We start from the raw sequence: 21138 nt of genomic DNA, 5'->3' as shown, positions 1-21138 counted from the left end.
TAATATGACAAAAGACAATACTATTTCAAACAAATTATACAAACTACTCTTTGCTTTATTCAGCTGTTTCGTGGGGCTGTCGTTTCTGTTCATGATGCTGAAAGATGTCTCGTCCACTAATTGGTATAAGAGTCGATTTCAGGGGTGGAAGACCATAACGGCTGAGGTGAGCGATTTTACGACCAGTCCGGAAAATCGCTCTACGCCCGCTTACTACCCTATTTATCACTACATTGTTGATGGCCAAACCTACCAGGGGATTTCAGACATCTATCAATATGAAGTGCCTAAGTCTGGGCAAACCATTAGCATTCTCTATAATCCCAAGTCGCCTGAGCAGAGCCAATATAAGAATGACATCCCCATCCCTGTCCTTGTACTCATGCCATTGCTGGGATTCTTATTATTTATGGCATTTGCTGCCGGCTCCCTCTATCAGGCCTTTAATCCTCTACAGGAGCCAAAGTCGCAACCTAAGGCTGCAAAAAGGATCAGTATTGTTGAGGGAACAGTTCGTAAAGAGAATCCCATTGTATCTTTAGTCTACCTAAGCCTGATTATGATAGCCCTCACTTATATCTGTATCACTGCATCAGGGCAATTCAAAGCCGTATTTTATGGTTGGAAAACTACATCCGCTCAAGTCATTGACTATGATGTGTATGAAACCGGAGGAAGTAGAGGAGGAAGAGGACTAAGTCTTTATAATAGCATCTACCAATATCAAGTAGACGGCGTGGCTTATGAAGGCTATTCTGTTCTCGGTAGATTTACAAAACCCAAAATTCAAAGTCAAATCCCTATTGCCTATAATCCTGAGTATCCCTATCAGAGTGCTTCTAGTGAAAACCGTCATTTCTTTTATATAGTCTTCTTGCCTGGCTTTAGTCTATTGCTAGTCGGCAAGATTCTCTCTCTAATGATTGCTGCTTGGATAAAGAAGGCTAGCCTCGCTCAAGCCAGAAGACTAGGGCCTGTCTATGACGGCTATATTATCGATGTTATCCCCGCTGAACAGTTTAGAGAGTATAATCCGTTGCATGAGATTTGGCTTGAATTTGATATTAACCAAGTGCCCTATCAAACCAGCATTTGCCTTCCCTTAAGAGAACATCATTTTATCTCTTACAGCCAGAATCCTAGACCTATCCCAGTCTATGTGGATCCTCATGATGATAGCCAGTTCCTGATAGATGACAATGATATCTATGCTATTACAAATAAAATACAGATTAGTTGATCCCCCTCCTAATGCCACCTCTCTCCTCATTGGCCAGCAACTGGACGTCCTGCCGTCTTGACCTCCTTTGAGGTGCCTCCACATGAGCTGAAGAGTATCGGAAATGCCGAACCTCACAGACACCATAGAACTTGGAATAGTATCAATTTTCCATAGGATGCTAGAAGTTTATTTGCTGATTGTTTATTATAATATAAGAAAAACGTTTAATTGATAAGGAGGCAAAAAGATGACCGAAAAACTGACTTTTCCGGATGGTTTCTTGTGGGGCGGAGCGACAGCTGCCAACCAGTGCGAGGGTGCTTATGATGCGGATGGTCGCGGGCTGGCCAATGTAGATGTGGTGCCGATTGGTGAGGAGCGTCTGGCTATCATAACAGGTAAGAAAAAGATGTTTGACTTTGAGGATGGCTATTTCTACCCAGCCAAGGAAGCCATTGATATGTACCATCGCTTCAAGGAGGACATTGCCCTCTTTGGTGAGATGGGTTTTAAGACCTATCGGCTGTCCATTGCTTGGAGCCGGATTTTTCCTAAGGGGGATGAGATGGAGCCCAATGAAGCTGGCTTGAAATTTTACGAAGACCTCTTTAAGGAATGCCATAAGTACGGCATTGAGCCCTTGGTGACCATTACTCACTTTGACTGTCCCATGCACTTGATTGAGGAGTATGGTGGTTGGCGGAGCCGTAAGATGCTGGAATTTTATGAGCGTCTCTGCCGTACTCTCTTTACCCGCTACAAGGGCTTGGTCAAGTACTGGCTGACCTTCAATGAAATTAACATGATCCTCCATGCACCATTTATGGGGGCGGGGCTCTGCTTTGAAGAAGGTGAAAATGAAGAGCAGGTCAAGTACCAAGCGGCCCATCATGAGCTGGTTGCCTCAGCTATTGCTACCAAGCTGGCTCATGAGATTGATCCGGAAAATAAGGTCGGCTGTATGTTAGCGGCGGGTCAAAATTATCCTAATACCTGTCATCCACGCGATATATGGGCTGGTATGGAGGAAGACAGGAAAAACTATTTCTTCATCGACGTGCAGGCGCGTGGAGAATATCCTAACTATGCCAAGAAAGCTTGGGAGCGCGAGGGTATCACTGTCGAGATGACAGAAGAAGACCTGCAGCTGCTCAAGGAGCATACGGTGGACTTCATTTCCTTCTCATACTACTCTAGCCGGGTAGCTTCGGGAGATCCTAAGGTTAATGAGCTGACCGAGGGCAATATCTTTGCTTCTCTCAAAAACCCTTATTTGGAAGCTTCTGAGTGGGGCTGGCAGATTGATCCGCTGGGCTTGCGCATTACGCTAAATACCATCTGGGATCGCTATCAAAAGCCCATGTTTATTGTGGAAAATGGTCTGGGTGCAGTGGATACTCCGGATGAAAATGGCTATGTGGCTGATGACTACCGGATTGACTACTTGGCGGCCCATGTCAAGGCCATGCGTGAAGCCATCAATGAGGACGGCGTGGTGCTTTGGGGCTACACGACCTGGGGCTGTATCGACCTAGTATCAGCCGGCACTGGCGAGATGAAGAAGCGCTATGGCTTTATCTACGTGGACCGGGACAATGAAGGAAAGGGAACACTCAAACGTTCCAAGAAAAAATCCTTTGACTGGTACAAGGAAGTCATCGCGACTAACGGAGAATCTGTGAAATAGAAAAAAGGCTGAGATATGAATGTCTCAGCTTTTTTTCCTTAGCCCTCAAGGGCGAAAGTAATACTTTTAAAAACGATTTTGCAAAAAATTTTAAACATATTGAGCCTCCTTTTTATAGCACATGCATTTCTTATTTCTTTCTATTTTAAAGTTCGATTCTCAAATATCCTTCAAGTAATTCTAAAATATTTCTAAAGTTTTTCGAATAGTCCATCTTTTATTGACTTAGCCTCTTATCCTTGCTACACTAGTGATAGGAAATTTCTGGAGGCGAGTGTTTATGGCTCATATTTTACTCATCGAAGACAACAGTGATATTCATGAAATTCTAAAAGATCTTTTTCAGAAGGAACACACGGTTTATTCCGCCTATTCGGGGACGGAGGGCATTTCGCTGTTTGAGCGGGAGGAGATTGATTTGGTCCTTTTGGATATCATGCTGCCGGGAAAGAATGGCGATGAAGTGTTGAGGGAAATTCGCAGCAGCAATGCTACGGTGCCAGTGGTTATGCTGACGGCCCTTGGGGAGAAAGCGCTGGTTAGTCAGTACCTGCTGAATGGTGCTAATGATTATATCGTCAAACCCTTCAATCTGGATGAAGTTTTTGCCCGTATCACCGTGCAGCTGCGCAGCCAGCAGGCTTTGAATGGCGAGGAAGAAGGCCAGTCCTTTAAAAATATCCGTCTGCTCAAGGCTACCTTTGAGGCGGTCTGTGGAGAGAAAAGCGTCCGTCTGAGCAAGAAAGAATATCATATCCTCCAGCTCTTGCTCCGTCATCCCAAGAAGATCTACACCAAGGAAGAGCTCTTTGAGCAGGTCTGGGAAGAGAGCTATCTGCCTGGGGATAATACCCTGAATACTCACCTCAGCAATCTACGTAAGAAACTGGCTCAGTTGGACCCAACAGAGGAATACATAGAGACTGTTTGGGGACTGGGTGTCCGGCTCAAGGAGGACTGATATGTTGGTGTTAGTCATTTTATTTGCCCTTATCAGTCTGTTTCTGGCTATTGGTTTCATACGCTATCATCTGGCGGTCAAGGATGTGGCACAGCAGATTCGTCGGAAGCGGCAGACAGGGAGCCAGAATCGTCTGACTCCTGCTGCTCATGCACCTAGTATTTTGGAGCTGACAGAGGAAGCAGAGCTGCTCTTTAGGGAGCTAGATAAGACGACCTTTGTCGTCCAGCAGGAAAAGAAGACGCTGGATATGGCTATCAGTAATATCGCCCATGATATCCGTACCCCTCTGACCATTGCCAGTGGCTACACCCAGCAGCTGCTGAAGGATGATAGTCAGGAAAGTCAGCAGCTAGTCAAAATAGTAGATAGTCTGGGAATGGTGTCCAAACGGCTGGAAGCTTTGATGGAGTATCGCCGGCTGATGGAGGGTGCCATTCGGGCCAATGTCCAGCCGACAGATATATCCCAGCTAGTAACTCAGCAGCTTTTTACTTATTATGATGCCTTTCAGAAAGCCCAGATTGACCTGCAGGTAGAGCTGGCTGAAGGTCTAGAGCTAGAGACAGACCCAGAAATTCTAGAGCGCATTGTTCAGAATATGATAAGCAATGTCCTCAAGCACGGTCGTAAGGCTGCAAGTATTTCTTTGAAAAAAGAGGGCGAGCATTGTATCTTTACCGTCAAAAATATCGTCCAGCAGCCTATCCAATATCTGGATAAGCTGACCAATCGCTTTTACTCAGAAAACCTATCCAGCAGCGAGGAGTCTTCAGGGTTGGGGCTCTACATCACCCAGCAGTTGGTCGAAATCCTAGGCGGGGACTTGACAATGAAAGCCGAGGCCGACTGGTTTGAACTAGTTGTGACTTTGTAAAAAAGACTTGAAAAAGCAAAATAAGGAAGGCTCAGCTCTATCAGCTAGCCTCAAAATCCGCTCATAAACCTCAGCTAATTTTCGAATTGGCGGAGGTTTATTTTTAGATTAAGTCGAAGAAAGGCATGATAAAGATGCCTTTTTGTTTTGTGATTTGAAAAGCAAGTCATATTAGCGAGGTCATTTTACCAGTCAAAGTGAAAAATCAGCTAACTGCTCTAAACCCTTGATATAACTGATTTGCAACTGACAGTTGACAATGATTCCAAGTTCAATCACTCAAAAAGCAACTAGATTTTTTCTTTATTCCAAGTCCAGTCGCTAGAAAGGCAACTGGCTTTTTTGTTAATCTGAAAGCAGAAACCAAGTTTTTGATTTCGGAATGAACGAGTCGCTGTCTTTGAAGATTTGGATCAAAAACTTGAGTTTAATTATATTATAAGGAGGTATTCTCATGAATACAGAAACATCTATCAAACCACAACCAAAACTAATTTTGCCGTTCCTGGCTTGGAACTTCGGCTGGACATGGGGATTCTGGCTATTGGACATTATCCTCAAAAACCTTTGGCCAGACAGTCCACCTACAGCCTATCTAGCTCTTGAAGCTATTCTAAATGGCATTGCTATGTTTGGGCCTATGCTGGCCAGCCTGATTGTACTGAAAAAGAAAGGTTTTAAGGCTATTTGCTCCTATCTCTTTTCAGGCAAGAAAGAGACCTGGCTCTACTTGCTAATCTATGGTGGCGGTCTGACTGCCCTCTATGCCTTAGCTTCTGGCGGCAAGCTGGTAGACGGCGCTTTAGTAAGCTTTCCTTGGTTTTTTATCTATTGTATTGTCCTATCGGGCGGGATTGAAGAATTCGGCTGGCGCGGCTTCCTACAGCCGGCCTTAGAGAAAAAGTTTTCTTTCTTTGTCTCTACTTTGATGACCGGTATCATTTGGGCCATCTGGCATATTCCCCTTTGGTTTTACGATCGCTTTTATGATCGAAGTCAGGATCTTTTCCCAGTTTTTATCATTTTCAGTATCCTTCTATCTTTTTGGCTTGCAGCTCTGTATAAGAAGACCCAGTCTGGCCTTGCTTGTAACATCTTTCATGCGCTCTCCAACACCCTCATCCCGACTTTTGTTGGGATAGCTCAAGCTAACAATCAATTGGATTTCTCTCAAGTCAATCCCTTCCTTTACTTTGGAGGTGTGATTATCCTGACACTTTATAGTATCTATCTCTGGTATCGGACGGATAGGGAGGAAAAAGCACTTCCATCTAAAGAAGAAGTCTAGCATTTTATGAAGAGGTGACAATCAGACTTTGCAGTCTCGCCGCCTTGTGCTATAATAAGTTTTAATAAAAGAAAGTATAAAAAATAAGAAAGAATAGGTAAAACAATCCATGAATCTATCAGACAGAATCCAGTACCTGCGAAAAGTGCGGGGCATTTCTCAGGAGGGGCTAGCCGACCAACTCGGTGTGTCTAGACAGGCCGTTTCCAAGTGGGAGAGCGAGCAGAGTATGCCTGATTTGGATAAGATCATTTCCATGAGTGACTATTTTGAGGTGACCACAGACTATCTGCTCAAGGGAGTTGAGCCTGTAGTACAGAAAGAGGAAGAGCAGTCAATCAAGCACAGGAGAATAGCCAGCAATATTTGCTATCAGCTCTCTCTTGGCTTTATCGGTCTGGGCATCATCCTCTCCATTATCCTAGCTGATTTTCTCAAGATCAGTATCTTGCTAACGCCGGTGCTGATCGTTCAGGGAGTAGGGCTGCTGGTGTGGGGAACGGGCCGCAATCTATCCGAGGTAAGACCTTCTTTTCAGGTTAAGCTAGCCTTGATTTTATTCTTGCTCTTTGTTCCCCTCGGATTTCTATCTAATATTCTTTTTCCTCTGGGCAAGATCTTTCCATATCCGACCAGTCTGGCAGCCAGTCTTACCTTTGTCACTTTCTACCTTATCCTAGGAGTCTGCATCAGTTTGTTCTTGAAAAAGCAAGATTGGAAGCAGTGAAAGAAAGCCGATAAAGAGGGCTAGACCAGAAGGAGTGAAATCCGCTCATAATCCAATCAAAATCCGCTCAAAAATAAAAACTCAGCTAATCACTAAATTAGCTGAGTTTTTATTTTACAAATCTCTCTTTTTCAGTGTAGCCAGTCCTGCTAAGCTAAAGACTGTGATCAGACTGAGAGCAAAGATAGCTGTTTTGGTGATGACACCTGGTATTGAAGCGTCTCCGTAGACGAACTCCATCTTGATAGCCTTGAACCATTCATTATTGGCATCAACCATTTGACTAGGGAGGCCGAGTAAGATGTAGGTCATGATATAGGTGATAAAGACGACACTATAGTTTCGAGTCAAGTAGAGGACAAAGCTGGTAATGCAGTACCAAGCATAGGTACAGATGACCTGCATGACAAAGAGTATTGCGAATTGTCCCCAGAAATTAGCTGGCAGGGTTCCCATATTACCGCCGGTTCGGACAAATTCGATGACAATACCTAAAATGTAGAGCAGTATGAACTGCATAGGCAGTAAGCTACCGATAACCAGTGCTTTAGAGAAGTAATACTGGGTCCGAGTCTTGCCTGTAGTCAGGTTATTGTGATAAAGTTTGTCATTGAGATCAACACCGAGAAGCAAGCTAGTCATGACATTGCAGGCAATAAAGAGCATGCCGCTGTTGTAGGAGACGACATCTATGGCAAAAAAGATACCGTTGTCGGAACTGACAACTTTGGAAGTGAAAATGGCGAGGAGAATTCCAAAGATGCAGAAAGCCTGCACTCCCCAGAATCCTACGGAGCGGAAGAGACGGTAGTAATCCGCCTTGATACTATTAAACATGAGTGTTTCCTCCTTGTTGGTTGATTAAGTCTGTAAAGTATTTTTCTAAGTCTTTGTGGGCGTAGTAGATTTCCCCGATTGGGATGTCGGCTAGGACTAATTCCTTGGCAATCTTGCGAATTTCTTGTACCTTACCGGAAATATGCAGCTCATCTTCCTTGTTGGTCGGTCTGAGCTGGTAGCCTAGCTTGTCTTGCACTAAATGAGCAGCTTGCTTGAGATTATCCGTTTTGAGGATGATATAGTCGCCGCTTTCTCGGTTAAATTCTTCCTTAGACAGCTCCTTGATGAAATGCCCTTGATTGATAAAGCCAAAGCGAGTTGCTACTAGATAAAGCTCGGACAGGATATGGCTGGAAATGATGATGGTGATGCCTAATTCTTGATTGAGGCGCTTGACCATTTCTCTAAATTCCTGAATCCCAACTGGATCTAAACCATTGATGGGCTCGTCCAGAATGAGCAAGTCGGGACGCCCCAAAATGGCAATGGCAATGCCCAACCGCTGTTTCATCCCTAGAGAGAAATTGCGGAATTTTTTCTTTCCAGTATCGGTCAGGCCGACATATTGCAGGGTTTCTTTGATGACTTTGTCAGCATTTGGAATGCCCCGGTCGGTACAGTAGTAGCGCAGATTTTCATAGGCCGACATGTGGGCATGAGCTACAGGGGTCTCGATAACAGATCCAGTATGGCTGAGGGCCTTGGTCCATTCTTGTTGGTTCTGAGAGCCCAGGACAGACACGGACCCTCCGCTAGGATAGATGACTTGAGTGATGATTTTGATCAGTGTGGTCTTACCAGCACCGTTTTTTCCGATGAGACCGTAGATCTCTCCTTTCTTGATGGAAAGACTGACGTCTTTCAGAGCATATTGATCACCGTATTTTTTAGTGAGTCCTTTCACTTCTAAAACATTTTGCATGATGTTTCTCCTTTAATTACTTTGTTTATACTTTTATTATACAAACTAATTATCAAATATTTCTCAAGAAATTCTAAAATATTTCTAAAGAAATATGTAATTGAAGAGATTAAAATGAGCCAGTCAAGAACTAGCTCATTTTCTACTATAAATCCTTTTTATGGAAAGTATAGAGGCTTGCTGCTGTGAAGACGGTCCCCAAAAACAAGGCGATTAGAACAATTCTTAAGGTTACACCGTTGCTTTGAAGTGTCTCAAAATCAAAGCTCATGGTTAAATGCTGCAGCCATAAAGATTTGGGATAAAATTGAGCAAGAGCTCCGGTTAAGGATGCGCAGAAAAGGTAACCTCCCAGAGCAGCAATCATAGATTTACTCAGATAAAGAATAAAGGAAATAATGGCTGTCCAAGCAATGACAGTCAGGCACTGCACAAAGAATAGAAGAATAAACTGAAGCAGGAAGGTGGCGGATAAATCACCGATACCGTTTAGAATGGCTGCTAGGATAAAGTTGATGCTATAATAGAGAGTCAACTGCAGGAACGTTACGCAGACCATGATTAGGGCTTTAGAGACGAAGAAACTGGTACGGGAAACACCGCTGGTTAATGTATTCTTGTAAAGCTGCTTGTTCAGATCTGTCCCGATGACGACCATAGACAGGATAATGATGATAAAAGTATTATTACCGATAGCGTTAGACACCGCTTGTATAAGCTGGACGGCATTTAATTTGCCAAAGACTGCGCTCAAGGTCGTCAGTAGAAAGATGAATTCGGTAATCCAAACAGCCTTGGAACGAAAGAAGCGGTAAAAATCTGCTTGAAAAGTATGTAACATGGTTTTTTCTCCTTACTGGACTAAATCTGTAAAGTATTTTTCTAAATCTTTGTGAGCTGCATAGATACCATTGACATGAATGTTGGATAGGACCAACTCCCTGTTGATGTCATTTAGTTCCTGCTCTTGGGCGACAATGTGCAGTTCGTCAGATTTATCAGCGTCCTTGAGCTGATAGTGGAGCTTGCCTTGGATGAGATTGGCAGCCTGTTCTTTATCGCTAGTCTTGAGGACGATATAATCTTCGCTGGCTCGGTCAAAGTCATCCTTGGTGAATTCTGCGACAAGCCGTCCTTGGTCAATCACTCCAAACTTGGTGGCTACCAGATAAAGCTCGGACAAGATGTGGCTGGAAATGATAAAAGTGATTCCCAATTCTTGATTGAGTCGCTGAATCATCAGTCGAAATTCCTTGATGCCAAGAGGATCTAGGCCGTTGATGGGCTCGTCTAAAATCATGAGTTCAGGCTTACTGATAAGTGCAATAGCGATTCCTAGACGCTGCTTCATTCCTAGCGAAAAGTTGCGGAATTTCTTTTTACCAGTATTGCTCAATCCGACATAGGCCAGGGTTTCCTTGATGAGCTGGTCGGGCTGGGCAATCTGGTGGACCTTGCAGTAGTAGTTGAGATTTTGATAAGCAGTCATCTGATTGTAAGCAACTGGTGTTTCGATGACAGTACCTATCTTGCGCAGGGCTTCATTCCATTCCTTAGAGTTCTGCGAACCAAAGACAGAAACGGTTCCGCTGTTGGCATGAATGAGCCGGCTAATGGTCTTGAGAAGAGTGGTTTTGCCAGCCCCGTTCTTGCCAATCAGTCCATAAATATCGCCTTTCTGGATTGAAAGACTCACATGATCGAGGGCGTATTGCTGGCCATATTGTTTGGTAACTTGCTTTACTTCTAAAACAGTTTGCATGGTATATTCTCGCTTTCTTAGGTTTGATTTTAGTATACAAGCTAGACTTCAAATATTTCTCAAGAAATTCTAAAATATTTCTAAAGAAATGCAGAACCAATCCAAAAGCAATAAAAAAGCAGCCAAAGGGCTGACTGCTTAAATTTATAAGTCTCTGTGCTGAAAGGCTTGGTAACCACCTAAGAGAGAACCAGCTAGGATAAGGAATAAGAATAGTTCAGAATTTATCTGGGGGAAAACGATAACGAGGCTAGACTGAAGCATAATCAGGGCGAAAAAGACGAGATAGCTGGCTAGGGTGGAGCGGGTCAGGTAGAGAAGACAGGTAACTACGGAACTGCAGGTCATAATAAAGAGAAAGGAGCGAAAGAAAGACAAGGAAAAGCTCCAGAAAAAGTTCTTTGGCATAGTCCCAAGTCCGTGGAAGAGGCTCCCAAAGATAAAGGCTATAGCAAAGGCTGCCACTAGTTGAAAGATGATAATTATGACAAGAACAGCTATTTTGGATAAGTAAAATTCTTTCCGAGAAACCCCGCTAGCCAATATATTCTTGTATAGTTTTCTAGTCAGGTCACGACCTAGCAGAAAGATGATGAGCACAAGGACAGTAATCATGACAAAGGGCAGGAAGTCTTTAGCAAGCTGCCCGAGAGCTTCAAATCCTGTCCAACCTTGGATGACTATTTCTTCTGGATCAGAAGATGTAGAGATATAAAAATTAAAGTTTCTTTCACCAAGAGAGCTGATGAAAATGAGGAAAAATAGCAGCCCTTCTATTAGCCAAAAAAGCTTGGAGCGGACAAGCTGGTAGAGCTCCGCCTGAATAGTATGTAACATGAAATCTCCTCTGAATGATTAAGATTGTTCCTGCTTTTTATAAATCTTTCTTTTTGAAAACCATCAGCCCGCCACCTAGAAAGAGCAGGGTGACCGTTACCACTGTCAGGATAGCCTTGATAACAGCCCCGCCATCTGCTGCCATATTTGTGTTAAAACGCAGAGTCAGATAGATCAGCCATTCATTGTCCGGGTAAAAGATGAGGGGAATAGTCAGTAAGGTACCACCAAGGAAATAGGTCAGAAAGATAGATACGATGGAGTGGCTGGCATAGAGTACAAAAGAAATGATGGCAATCCATGCAACCGTGCTGAGAAATTGAATGAAGAGAGCAGTTCCCAGCTGAGGCAAAAAAGAGCTGGGGGCACTTCCAATTCCGTTGGACAGACTAGCGGTCACAAAGGAGATAGATAAAATCATCAGGAAGTGAAAGGCTGCGATGCTAACGCAGACAAAGAATTTAGAACAATAATAGCTGAGCTTAGAGATGCCATAGCTCAGACAGTTTTTATAAAGTTTCCGAGACAGGTCCACTCCAAGGACCATACCGATACCAATGATGGTGAAAAAGAGCAGACCGTCTGTATTGCCTGCAAAATAGTCCAGAGCTTGAATTCCGGTTAGTTTTCCTAGAGCTTGAGTAGCAGCCTCATTTCTGGAGATATTTACTCCTAAATGAATATTTGCTTGGAAGAAGGTTGCTGAGAAAATCACACAGAATAGTAAAAACTCAGTAATCCAAAAGCCTTTTGAACGCATGAGCCGGTAAAAATCGGCTCTAATGAAATCCATCATGATAAGCCTCCCTTTTTCATTCGACCAAGTCTGTAAAGAAGTTTTCTAGGTTTTGTCGTGCATAGTAAATCTCCTGCACTGGTATATCTGCAACCGCAAGTTCCTTGACTATCTTGCTAATCTCATGCGAATGGGTGAAGATATGAATCTCGTCAGAAGCATTGACCACCTTGATACGATGCATGAGCTGGTCGTGAATCAGCCGGCTGGCTTCTTCCAACTGCGACGTTTTAAGCACGATATAGTCTTCGCTCTGTTCTTCAAACTCCGCCTTGGAAATCTCGCGAATCAGCCGTCCTTCCTCGATAATGCCGAACCGGGTCCCCACTAAGTAGAGTTCAGACAGGATATGGCTGGAGATGATAAAGGTCATGCCCAACTCTTCGTTTAGCCGCTGTACCAGCTGGCGGAATTCCTTGATGCCGACTGGATCCAGGCCATTGATAGGCTCGTCCAGTATCATCAGGTCAGGTCTAGTAAGAAGCGCAATAGCCAGACCCAGCCGCTGTTTCATCCCGAGTGAGAAATCGCGGAATTTCTTTTTGCCGGTATCCGTCAAGTCCACGTATTCCAAGGTTTCACGGATGACCTTATCTGCATGGGGAATATGGCGGAGCTTGCAGTAGTAGCTGAGATTTTCATAGGCTGTCAGGTGGTTGTGAGCGACTGGAGTTTCGATGACAGAACCGACCCGCTTGAGACTTTGCGTCCATTCTTGATAGTTCTGAGAGCCAAAGAGGGAGACATTGCCATTGCTTGCTTCCAAGAGCTGGGTGATGACCTTGATCAGAGTGGTCTTTCCGGCCCCGTTCTTGCCAATTAAACCGTAAATATCTCCTTTTTTTATCGTCAGACTCACATCGGTCAGAGCGTACTGCCGGCCGAATTTTTTGCTGACTTGCTGTAAAACCAAAACATTTTCCATGATTGAGTCTCCTTTTCATGATGTTAGGAGAGAAAACTCCTCTTCTTATTAATTAGTATAGCGCCAAACCTTCAAATATTTATAAAGAATTTCTCAAATATTTCTAAAGTTTTTGGTTTGTCTTGTAAAAGGGTCAGAACTTATGTAGGAATTTCTCTATTATTTGAGCAAATGTTTCTGGCGCTTGGCTATTCAGAGTATGGCCGCCCTTTTCTATAATGCGAAGCCGAGAACCTTTCAGCAGCTTGTTAAGTTTATAGGCAGCTTTTAGATTGGGCTTGTCTTTGCTGCCGCAAACCAGCAGGATTGGTAGCTTGATTTTCTTAATTTTATCAGTGAGATTTACCTTACGTAGCTCGGTCAAAATCCGTATCATTTGGCTTTTATCTGCTCCTTGCTTGGTGAAGATGCTTTTGGGGATCAGTTTAAAGACGAAAATCTGCAGTCTGTAGAGAAAATTATCTGCTAAATTGTATTGAGTCCCAGATAAAATCAACCCCTTTAGATGAGGAAGAGCTTGGTCGGCCAGGTCCAGTGCCAGCAGGCCACCGAGTGACAAACCGACTAAGATAAATGGCTGTTTCTCGGCCTGAAGGTGCTGGAGGGTTGCTTGTCGAATGTCTTGGTAGCTCTCATTGCCCCTTGGAAAAAGAGCCAGCGACTCCGTTGGGACATCAGCTAGAGCTTCTTGAACTTTCTTCCAAGAATGTTCATCTTGCCCTAGTCCGTGCAGAAAGATAACTTTCATGTCAGAGCTCTCCTTTATCAATCTCCAGCTCGTACAGTCCTCTGACTGCGTTGCAGGCGTAGATTTTCTCTGCTTGAGCCAGGTCAGCCAGCGTTAAAACTTTCTCAGTAGCTTGGCCCTTATCTAATAACTGCTGACGGTAGATGCCCTTGAGCAGGCCCAGTTCAGCTGGAGGCGTGTAGAGCTTGCCGTCTAGCTCCAGAAGCAGATTGCCGATAGAGGTTTCCAGCAGCTTGCCTTGGGCATTGTAATAAATCTGTTCTTGCTGCTCCAAGGTCAGATGTGGCCGATGGCTGGTTTTGAAAAAGGTAAAGGGCTGGGCTAGATTGGCTGTCTGCTCGACCAGTTTTGCCTTTCTGAAAGTATCCGTTAGTGGAAGTAGAGGAGTCGTTTCTAGTTCAATACTGCCGTCTTTTTTTAGAGCTATACGCAGCCTGTAATCCTGTTCTTTATTCAGCTGAGCGCAGGTTTCTTCTAACTCTTGCTCTAGTTTGTCTTGGTCAAAAGGATAGGCGAAGTAGCTAGCTGCTTCCGTCAGTCTTTGCAGGTGTTGGTCTTGCAAGGTCAGCTTTCCATCCGTTACTTTTCCAGTCGAAATTAGGTTGAATCGCGGATTTTTCCGATAGAGGACAGCAGATTTTTGCTGGGTTTCGATGTATTCGGATTTCCAGGTGCTGTCCCAAGTTATGCCGCCGCCAACGCCGTAGATGGCTTTTTTTCCCTCCAGTTGAATGGTGCGGATGGCGACGTTAAAAATCCGTCTCTGGTCTGGTAGGCAGATGCCGACTGTGCCGCAGTAGACTCCGCGGGCAGCTTTTTCTGTCGCCTTGATGATTGCCATGGTCGAAATCTTAGGTGCGCCTGTGATGGATCCGCAAGGAAAGAGCGCTCTGAAAAGCTCTGCCAGTCCGATTTCCTCCTGCAGCTGGCTTTTGATGGTAGAGGTCATCTGCCATACTGTAGAGTATTGCTCGACGTTACAGAGATGCTCAACCCGCTCGCTGCCTGTTTGAGAAATACGGTTCATATCATTGCGCAGCAGATCGACAATCATCATATTTTCTGCTCGGTTTTTAGCATCCTGGGCCAGCCATGCAGCCTGCTCCCTATCCTGCCCTAAGGTCAGTCCCCGATTTGTGGTCCCTTTCATAGGTCGAGTGGTCAGTTGGCCTCGGTGCTCCTCGAAAAAGAGCTCAGGGCTGATGGACAAGATGGCAGTCTCGTCATGCTCTACATAGGCATTGTAGGCCGCATTTTGCTCAACGACCAGCCTGTTGTAAATAGCCAAGCTATCCTCAGGATTGAGCTCCGCGCACAGTTGCACCGTGTAGTTGACTTGATAGGTATCGCCCTGGCGGATATGATGATGAATGGTCTCGATAGCCTTCTGGTACTCTTGCTCAGAAGTCAGCCCCTGCCAAGCTGCTGGCATTTCCACTTCCTCATAGGTCAAGGGAATGGCATCCTTCTCGGCCTTATCGTGGATAGTAAAGTAAAGGAGGTATTCTTTCTGGAGCGGAGCCGAATGAACCTGAAACTTTTCCTCGAAGGCTGGAGCTGCTTCATAGCTGACATAGCCGACAGCATAGTATCCTTTCTCCTGCCAGCCCTCAATCTCTGTCAAAAGTTCCTCCACTTGGTCAAGACGGCGAGTCTTTAGCTCCTTGATGGGATTCGTAAAAATCAGGCGTTGGCCCAACTGCTTAAAATCAATAATCGTTTTCTTGTGCATAAAGTTATTTTATCATAAGATAATTTGAATGAAAACGTATTTATCGGATGAGACAATCATTCTTTTATAACGGTTGACAGATTAGAAAGTAGCTAGGTATACTATGTTTAAAAAAGAAAGAATGAGATTGCTATGAAATCAAATAAATTGTTATTAGTAAATGGAATTACTGGAATTTTAGGAGGCCTCATCATCCTTTACGCTTCTTCTAAGCGATGGCACTTTTAGTTCCAAAACTGGTTGAAAACTCTGGTTGGGGCGTTTTATGGGAGAAAAAAGAACATTTCCTTTACTTTTTATAGATTATATGTTACACTTGAGTTGAGGATTAAGGAATTTTTCTTAAAATAAATGTTATAACCCTTAGAGTAATTGCAATAGCTCGCTTCAAAAAAGAAATCACATTAATTTGTGTAATATAGTTTGTGTCGCATAATTTGTGTCGCATAAATAAAGGAGAACAGTAACTATGTGTTAGTGATGTTTTAAATGCAGTTAATGCTTTAAAACAGATCCAGGGTTTAGCATAAAAGGGATGAGCTTGGGGAAGCTCATCCCTTTGAATTTTTTATTATAAAAAATCCCAACCTTGGGGATAGGTTAGGGATTGAGCAATAGCTTGATTATGTTAAATCAAGTGCAACAGCGCTGCGATAATGAGGATTGAAGTTGGACTGATGCTTAATGCAAATTCAGTGTTCTTTTTCTTAAAAATAAATTTCATATAACTCCTTAAGGCCTTAAAAGCTTTTTATTCGGCTTGACCCACTGGACGATATTAGTTTCGCTCGGGTTTAAGAAAAGTTACTTCTAATAAAGAGCCAACTTTCGCTCCAACTTTGTTGGTAGACTCTATTAGAGTCATTTTTATTATATCATTGCAAACATTTTTTTACAATACAAAAAAAGACGGAAATAACGATTTTTAATATTTAGATTAATGATGCTATAAAAATTTATATTAGAGATAGAAATTTTTAAAAAAGCTCTAAAAAATCCTTTAAGCTTTTCTTTTCTCTCATTATTCCCCCCTTAAGGACTTCGTAGAGTCTATCCCATTTCTGTCTATTTTTTCGTGTCTTCTGGCTCTCATCTCAGGAAGTTTCTATCTTCAAGATTTTCAAAAATTTAAGAGTGAAGACAAAGCTGACTAACCTATTTCCTCCTGCTCGAAAGCCCTCGGAAATTATGATAAAATAAGGAAATGACAAAACCTTAAAAGGAAACCTTATGAAAAAAATAAATGAATCTTATAAACTAATCGTCTTTGCGGCGCTTGCTCTGGCTCTGGTTCTCTATATCGGGAACATCTGGTCTGGCCTGCAGAGTCTGACTTCGGTTTTTTCACCCATTATATTGGGTGGAGTCCTAGCCTTTATCTTTAATGTCCCAATGAAAAAACTGGAAGACTTCTTGGATAAATGCCGAGTCCCACAAAAGTTGCAGCGCGGTTTGGCCTTAGTTTTAGAGGTGCTGATTTTAGTTCTAATTATGACAGGGATTGTTTCTATTGTCGTGCCGACTCTGACCACAGCGGTCAATCAGCTGAGTGCGACAATCGGCAAAGTAGCGCCTCAGGTAGCTAAGTGGCTGCAGCAGTCTGGCTTGCTTTCCTCTAGCCAGTTGAAAGATTTGACCAAGCAGTTACAAAACAGCGACATTGTCAACCGAGCCATCTCTCTTCTGGGGAGTCTGACGGGCAATATCTCTGCTATTTTTGGCAATTTCTTCTCTGTCATTATGTCTATCTTTCTCATGTTTGCTTTCTTGAGCAGCAAGGAGCATTTGCAGACAATCACTAGCCGTCTCTTGCAGGTTCTGCTTCCTGAGAAAGCTGTCAAACGCCTATCCTATGTCGGTTCTGTCATTGTTGAGACCTATGATAAGTTCCTAATGGGGCAGATGATAGAGGCCGTCATTGTCGGTGTTTTAGTCTTTATCGCCTACTCTCTGACAGGCCTGCCTTATGCGGCCTTGACAGGAGTTTTGGCTGGAGTGCTATCCTTTATTCCCTACATCGGGCCATTCTCAGCTTGTGCTCTGGGAGCTATCTTTATCTTTACCGATAGCCCTTGGAAAGCCCTTCTCTCTATCGCAGTCTTTCAGGGAGTGCAGCTGATTGAGGGCAATGTTATCTATCCGCGCGTGGTTGGCCAGTCCGTCGGTCTCCCAACTCTCTTTACCCTAGCCGCCGCCCTGATTGGGGGCAACCTCTTTGGCTTGGTCGGCATGATTTTCTTCACGCCTATCTTTGCAGTTATCTACCGCTTAGTTAGAGAGTTTGTTGTGGAGAAGGAGGAGAAAAAAGCTGAAGGGAGCGCAAGTAGATGAAGAAAAAAATAATTATTCTCAGCTCGCTTCTATTGACTATCTTGCTTGTTAGTTTTTATTTCACTATTTATAGAAAATCAACGGAGAATGAATCTCAGAAGATAACATATAAGAGTAATTCGCACTCAAAAGTAAAACGTTCAGATATTCAAATCTTTGGAGATAAAAAACAATATGTTCTAGCGCCAAGTTCTTTGATTGTTGGTAAAAAGTACGCCATAGATTCAGAAAAAAGATGGGCAATCCTTCCAGAGAAAGAACAAACATTTTCGAAGGAGCATCTTCAGCAAAAAGGAGAGTATTGGAACCTTATTCTTTATAATTTAGAGGAAGAAGGCTTGCCAGAACGAAAGATTGATCTCTATCAAGCTGTTCGAAGTTACGATAAGAAAAGTGTTCCTTTTGAACTAATTGGATGTTATTATCTTGGTGGGGAGCATTATTTTAGATTGACTATAGAGAACCTTTCAGAAGAACAACCAACTTTCAAAGATGTTTACTTAAATTTGGAGACGGAACAAATAGAAGAACCATCAAAAGATACAAAGTTTACCATGGATTCTGATATCTATAATACGGCAAGAGCAACAAATTTTTCGGAAGTTATAGATCCTAAGGGCTATATGAATCCTTCGAATCAAATAGCAAAATTCACACTTGATGGGAGGGTTCAAGATGTGAACATCAATCTTTACAGCCTTTATCCAGATATAGAGTCTAAACTGATTAAAGAAGATTGGGCGCTTTATGTTAGGACGGATAAGGTTACACCAGATGAGTGGTTTGATACTCTTCTTTATTGGTTTGCGACCAAGGGAGAAGATGTCTTGCCAGTTTATGGCTACAATGATGATTCATCTGTATCTGATACTCAGATTCATAATAGTCAAGAAGCAAAAGCATGGTTGGAGCAGCATCCAGCGCTACAGAAACATTAAACAATCGAATAATCAAAAACCAACGAGATTTTATTCTCGCTGGTTTTTCTTTTTCCAAGGTCATAATTTCTACCTATAGCAAACAATAATTTCAGTCAATGGAAGTTGAAAAATAAGCTTTTATTGTTGCATAGAGAACCGGGTTATAGTTTTAGACTATATCAAACTCTGGGAAATTCCAATTATACAGAGGGGGGATTTTCTGATAAGATAAAATCAAGAAAAATTTTGGAGGACGTTTATGTCAACGACTATCATTGGTTTCCCACGTTTGGGTGAATTCCGCGAATTGAAATTTACAACTGAAAAATACTTTAGACATGAAATCTCAGCAGAAGAGCTTCTGGCTGCAGCCAAAGAGCTGCGCGCTAAGCACTGGAATATTGTTAAGGAAAAAGGAATTTCAGAGATTCCGTCAAATGACTTTTCTCACTACGACAATGTATTGGATGCAGCCTTTCTCTTTAACGTGGTGCCGTCATCTGTGCAAGGCTTGGAGCTGACTGACTTGGAGCGTTATTTTGCCTTGGCTCGTGGTTATCAGGGCGAAAAAGGGGATGTCCGTGCCCTTCCGATGAAGAAATGGTTCAACACCAACTACCACTATATCGTTCCTAAATTTGAAAAAGAAACCCAAGTCAAGCTGGCTGGGCATAAGATTTTTGATGAATTTGCAGAAGCAAAAGAGTTGGGCTTGGTAACCCGTCCTGTTGTGGTCGGCCCATTCACCCTTCTGCAAGTATCTGACTTTGAAGACGGTGTAGCGCCGGCTGACTTTGTAGATGCCCTGGCTGCAGCCTATCAAGAAGTTTTTGCCAAATTAGCAGAGCTAGGTGCAGAGCGTATCCAGCTGGATGAGCCAAGTCTGGTTAAAGACCTGTCAGCAGAAGAAAAAGCTCTCTTCTTGGACCTTTATAAGAAGCTTTTGGCAGACAAGAAAGGCTTGGAAGTCTTAGTTCAAACCTACTTTGGTGACGTTCGTGACATCTATGCAGACCTTGTAGAGTTGCCAGTAGATGCGATTGGTCTGGACTTTGTCGAAGGCAAGAAAACTCTTGACCTTGTAAAAGGTGGCTTCCCAGCTGATAAGACTCTTTATGCAGGGATTGTCAACGGTAAGAACATCTGGCGCAACAACTATGAAAAGAGCTTGGCAGTGCTTGAGCAAATTCCAGCTGAAAATCTTGTTTTGACAAGCTCATGCTCACTTCTCCATGTGCCATTTACGACTGCTAATGAAGAATTTGAACCAGCAATCTTGAACCACTTTGCCTTTGCGGTGGAAAAATTGGATGAAATCCGTGACTTGGATGCTATCCGCAATGGCGGTGGTGCTGAAGCACTTGCAGCTAACAAAGCTCTCTTTGCAGCAGAGCGTGTTGGGCAAAATGCAGAGCTGGCTGCTCGGATCGCTGGCTTGACAGATGCTGACTACACTCGCCTGCCGGTCTTTGCAGAGCGTGAGGAAATCCAGCACAAGGCGCTCAATCTGCCACCGTTGCCAACTACGACAATTGGCTCCTTCCCTCAAACTAAGGAAGTCCGTGCCAAACGCTTGGCTTTCCGCAAGGGCGAGCTGTCAGCAGAAGACTATGACAAGTTCTTGGCTGAGCAAATCGATGATTGGATCAAGTGGCAGGAAGAAGTCGGCTTTGACGTGCTAGTACACGGTGAGTTCGAGCGTAATGACATGGTTGAGTACTTCGGTCAAAACCTGTCAGGTTACCTCTTCTCTAAGAATGGTTGGGTACAATCATACGGTATGCGTGGGGTGAAACCACCAATCATCTGGGGTGATGTGACTCGTCTCAACCCAATCACTGTTAAATGGTCTAGCTACGCACAAAGCCGTACAGACAAACCTGTTAAGGGTATGTTGACTGGACCTGTAACCATCCTCAACTGGTCTTTCCCACGTGAAGACATCTCTATCAAGGATTCTACCCTTCAAATCGCTCTTGCAATCAAAGATGAAGTACTTGACCTTGAAGCTGCTGGTGTTAAGATTATCCAAATCGACGAGGCTGCTCTTCGTGAGAAATTACCACTCCGCCGCAGTGACTGGTATGAAGATTATCTTGACTGGGCAATTCCAGCCTTCCGCTTGGTACACTCTACAGTAGCTCCCGATACGCAAATCCACACTCACATGTGTTACTCAGAATTTACAGATATCATCCCTGCGATCGACAACATGGATGCGGACGTGATTTCCTTTGAAGCTAGCCGCTCTAACTTGGAAATCCTGGATGAGCTCAAGGCTAAGAACTTCCAGACAGAAGTGGGGCCTGGAGTTTACGACATCCACTCACCACGCGTGCCAAATGAAGGGGAAATCGACCATACGATTGAAGCTATCTTGGCTAAGGTGCCAAGCAGTAAGGTCTGGATCAACCCTGACTGTGGTCTTAAAACTCGTGGTATCCCAGAAACCAAGGCTAGCTTGGTGCGCTTAGTAGAAGCAGCCAAAGCAGCTAGACAACATTTGCAATAATCCTCCTGGAACCTCAAAAGTTGATCTTGATGGAGGATACCCCAAAAATTG

General features: G+C 43.6%; 18 protein-coding genes and 1 pseudogene. 10 read left to right on the top strand and 9 right to left on the bottom strand.

All coding sequences use genetic code 11. The features are described from left to right. Positions 1-4: 4 nt before the first annotated feature. The 6 genes from O3627_RS05345 (at position 5) to O3627_RS05320 (ending at position 6762) form a co-directional block, all read left to right on the top strand. On the top strand, positions 5-1240 hold the full coding sequence (locus tag O3627_RS05345) for a DUF3592 domain-containing protein (RefSeq protein WP_002910632.1): 1236 nt from the start codon (positions 5-7) through the stop codon (positions 1238-1240). A gap of 229 nt (positions 1241-1469) precedes the next feature. Then, a complete protein-coding gene (locus O3627_RS05340; protein ID WP_002910631.1) occupies positions 1470-2909 on the top strand; it encodes a 6-phospho-beta-glucosidase in 1440 nt (479 codons plus the stop codon). A 280-nt stretch (positions 2910-3189) separates the two neighbouring features. Continuing rightward, the gene (locus tag O3627_RS05335; protein WP_048772323.1) at positions 3190-3870 is read left to right on the top strand and encodes a response regulator transcription factor; all 681 of its coding nucleotides are present in this window, start codon (positions 3190-3192) and stop codon (positions 3868-3870) included. A gap of 1 nt (position 3871) precedes the next feature. Continuing rightward, positions 3872-4747, top strand: coding sequence for a sensor histidine kinase KdpD (locus O3627_RS05330; protein WP_048772326.1), 876 nt, complete (start codon positions 3872-3874; stop codon positions 4745-4747). Between the two features lie 454 nt (positions 4748-5201). Next, positions 5202-6035, top strand: a complete 834-nt coding sequence (locus tag O3627_RS05325) for a CPBP family intramembrane glutamic endopeptidase (protein WP_061594983.1) — start codon at positions 5202-5204, stop codon at positions 6033-6035. A gap of 109 nt (positions 6036-6144) precedes the next feature. After that, on the top strand, positions 6145-6762 hold the full coding sequence (locus tag O3627_RS05320; RefSeq protein WP_048772331.1) for a helix-turn-helix domain-containing protein: 618 nt from the start codon (positions 6145-6147) through the stop codon (positions 6760-6762). Between the two features lie 114 nt (positions 6763-6876). On the opposite strand, the gene O3627_RS05315 is transcribed toward O3627_RS05320, so the two are convergent. From O3627_RS05315 to pabB, 9 genes are all read right to left on the bottom strand, one after another. Then, on the bottom strand, positions 6877-7599 hold the full coding sequence (locus O3627_RS05315; protein WP_004189941.1) for a lantibiotic ABC transporter permease: 723 nt from the start codon (positions 7597-7599) through the stop codon (positions 6877-6879). Further along, positions 7592-8524 (bottom strand): ABC transporter ATP-binding protein, encoded by a 933-nt coding sequence (locus O3627_RS05310; protein ID WP_048772336.1) that lies wholly within the window; start codon positions 8522-8524, stop codon positions 7592-7594. The genes O3627_RS05315 and O3627_RS05310 overlap by 8 nt, the downstream gene beginning before the upstream one ends. Before the next feature lie 145 nt (positions 8525-8669). After that, entirely contained in the window at positions 8670-9365 is a 696-nt protein-coding gene (locus O3627_RS05305; RefSeq protein WP_048772339.1) for a lantibiotic ABC transporter permease, read from the bottom strand. Between the two features lie 12 nt (positions 9366-9377). Further along, on the bottom strand, positions 9378-10286 hold the full coding sequence (locus O3627_RS05300; RefSeq protein WP_048772341.1) for an ABC transporter ATP-binding protein: 909 nt from the start codon (positions 10284-10286) through the stop codon (positions 9378-9380). Between the two features lie 144 nt (positions 10287-10430). Continuing rightward, positions 10431-11123, bottom strand: a complete 693-nt coding sequence (locus O3627_RS05295; RefSeq protein WP_002911213.1) for an ABC transporter permease — start codon at positions 11121-11123, stop codon at positions 10431-10433. Positions 11124-11160: 37 nt separating this feature from the next. Continuing rightward, positions 11161-11919, bottom strand: coding sequence for an ABC transporter permease (locus O3627_RS05290; RefSeq protein WP_125382046.1), 759 nt, complete (start codon positions 11917-11919; stop codon positions 11161-11163). A 16-nt stretch (positions 11920-11935) separates the two neighbouring features. Beyond that, positions 11936-12844, bottom strand: coding sequence for an ATP-binding cassette domain-containing protein (locus O3627_RS05285; RefSeq protein ID WP_125382044.1), 909 nt, complete (start codon positions 12842-12844; stop codon positions 11936-11938). Between the two features lie 133 nt (positions 12845-12977). Further along, positions 12978-13592: an alpha/beta fold hydrolase gene (locus O3627_RS05280; RefSeq protein WP_161543510.1), complete on the bottom strand. Its 615-nt coding sequence runs from the start codon at positions 13590-13592 to the stop codon at positions 12978-12980. 1 nt (position 13593) lies between these two features. Continuing rightward, a complete protein-coding gene (gene pabB / locus O3627_RS05275; RefSeq protein ID WP_161543509.1) occupies positions 13594-15324 on the bottom strand; it encodes an aminodeoxychorismate synthase component I in 1731 nt (576 codons plus the stop codon). Between the two features lie 132 nt (positions 15325-15456). On the opposite strand from pabB, the pseudogene O3627_RS05270 reads away from it, so the two are divergent. The 4 genes and pseudogenes from O3627_RS05270 to metE form a co-directional block, all read left to right on the top strand. Beyond that, a pseudogene (locus tag O3627_RS05270) lies at positions 15457-15590 on the top strand (insulin activator factor); the annotation flags it as partial. Positions 15591-16554: 964 nt separating this feature from the next. Next, the gene (locus O3627_RS05265) at positions 16555-17655 is read left to right on the top strand and encodes an AI-2E family transporter (RefSeq protein ID WP_371621307.1); all 1101 of its coding nucleotides are present in this window, start codon (positions 16555-16557) and stop codon (positions 17653-17655) included. Continuing rightward, positions 17652-18593 carry a hypothetical protein gene (locus O3627_RS05260; RefSeq protein WP_002910613.1) on the top strand — a complete coding sequence of 314 codons (942 nt, stop codon included), beginning with the start codon at positions 17652-17654 and terminating at the stop codon, positions 18591-18593. Before O3627_RS05265 ends, O3627_RS05260 begins: the two co-directional genes overlap by 4 nt. Before the next feature lie 241 nt (positions 18594-18834). Beyond that, positions 18835-21087, top strand: coding sequence for a 5-methyltetrahydropteroyltriglutamate--homocysteine S-methyltransferase (gene metE, locus O3627_RS05255; protein ID WP_002910612.1), 2253 nt, complete (start codon positions 18835-18837; stop codon positions 21085-21087). Positions 21088-21138: the final 51 nt, after the last annotated feature.

Source organism: Streptococcus sp. 27098_8_82, from assembly GCF_041431615.1.
GTDB lineage: Bacteria > Bacillota > Bacilli > Lactobacillales > Streptococcaceae > Streptococcus > Streptococcus sanguinis_K.
This window is presented reverse-complemented; position numbering and strand designations above follow the sequence as displayed.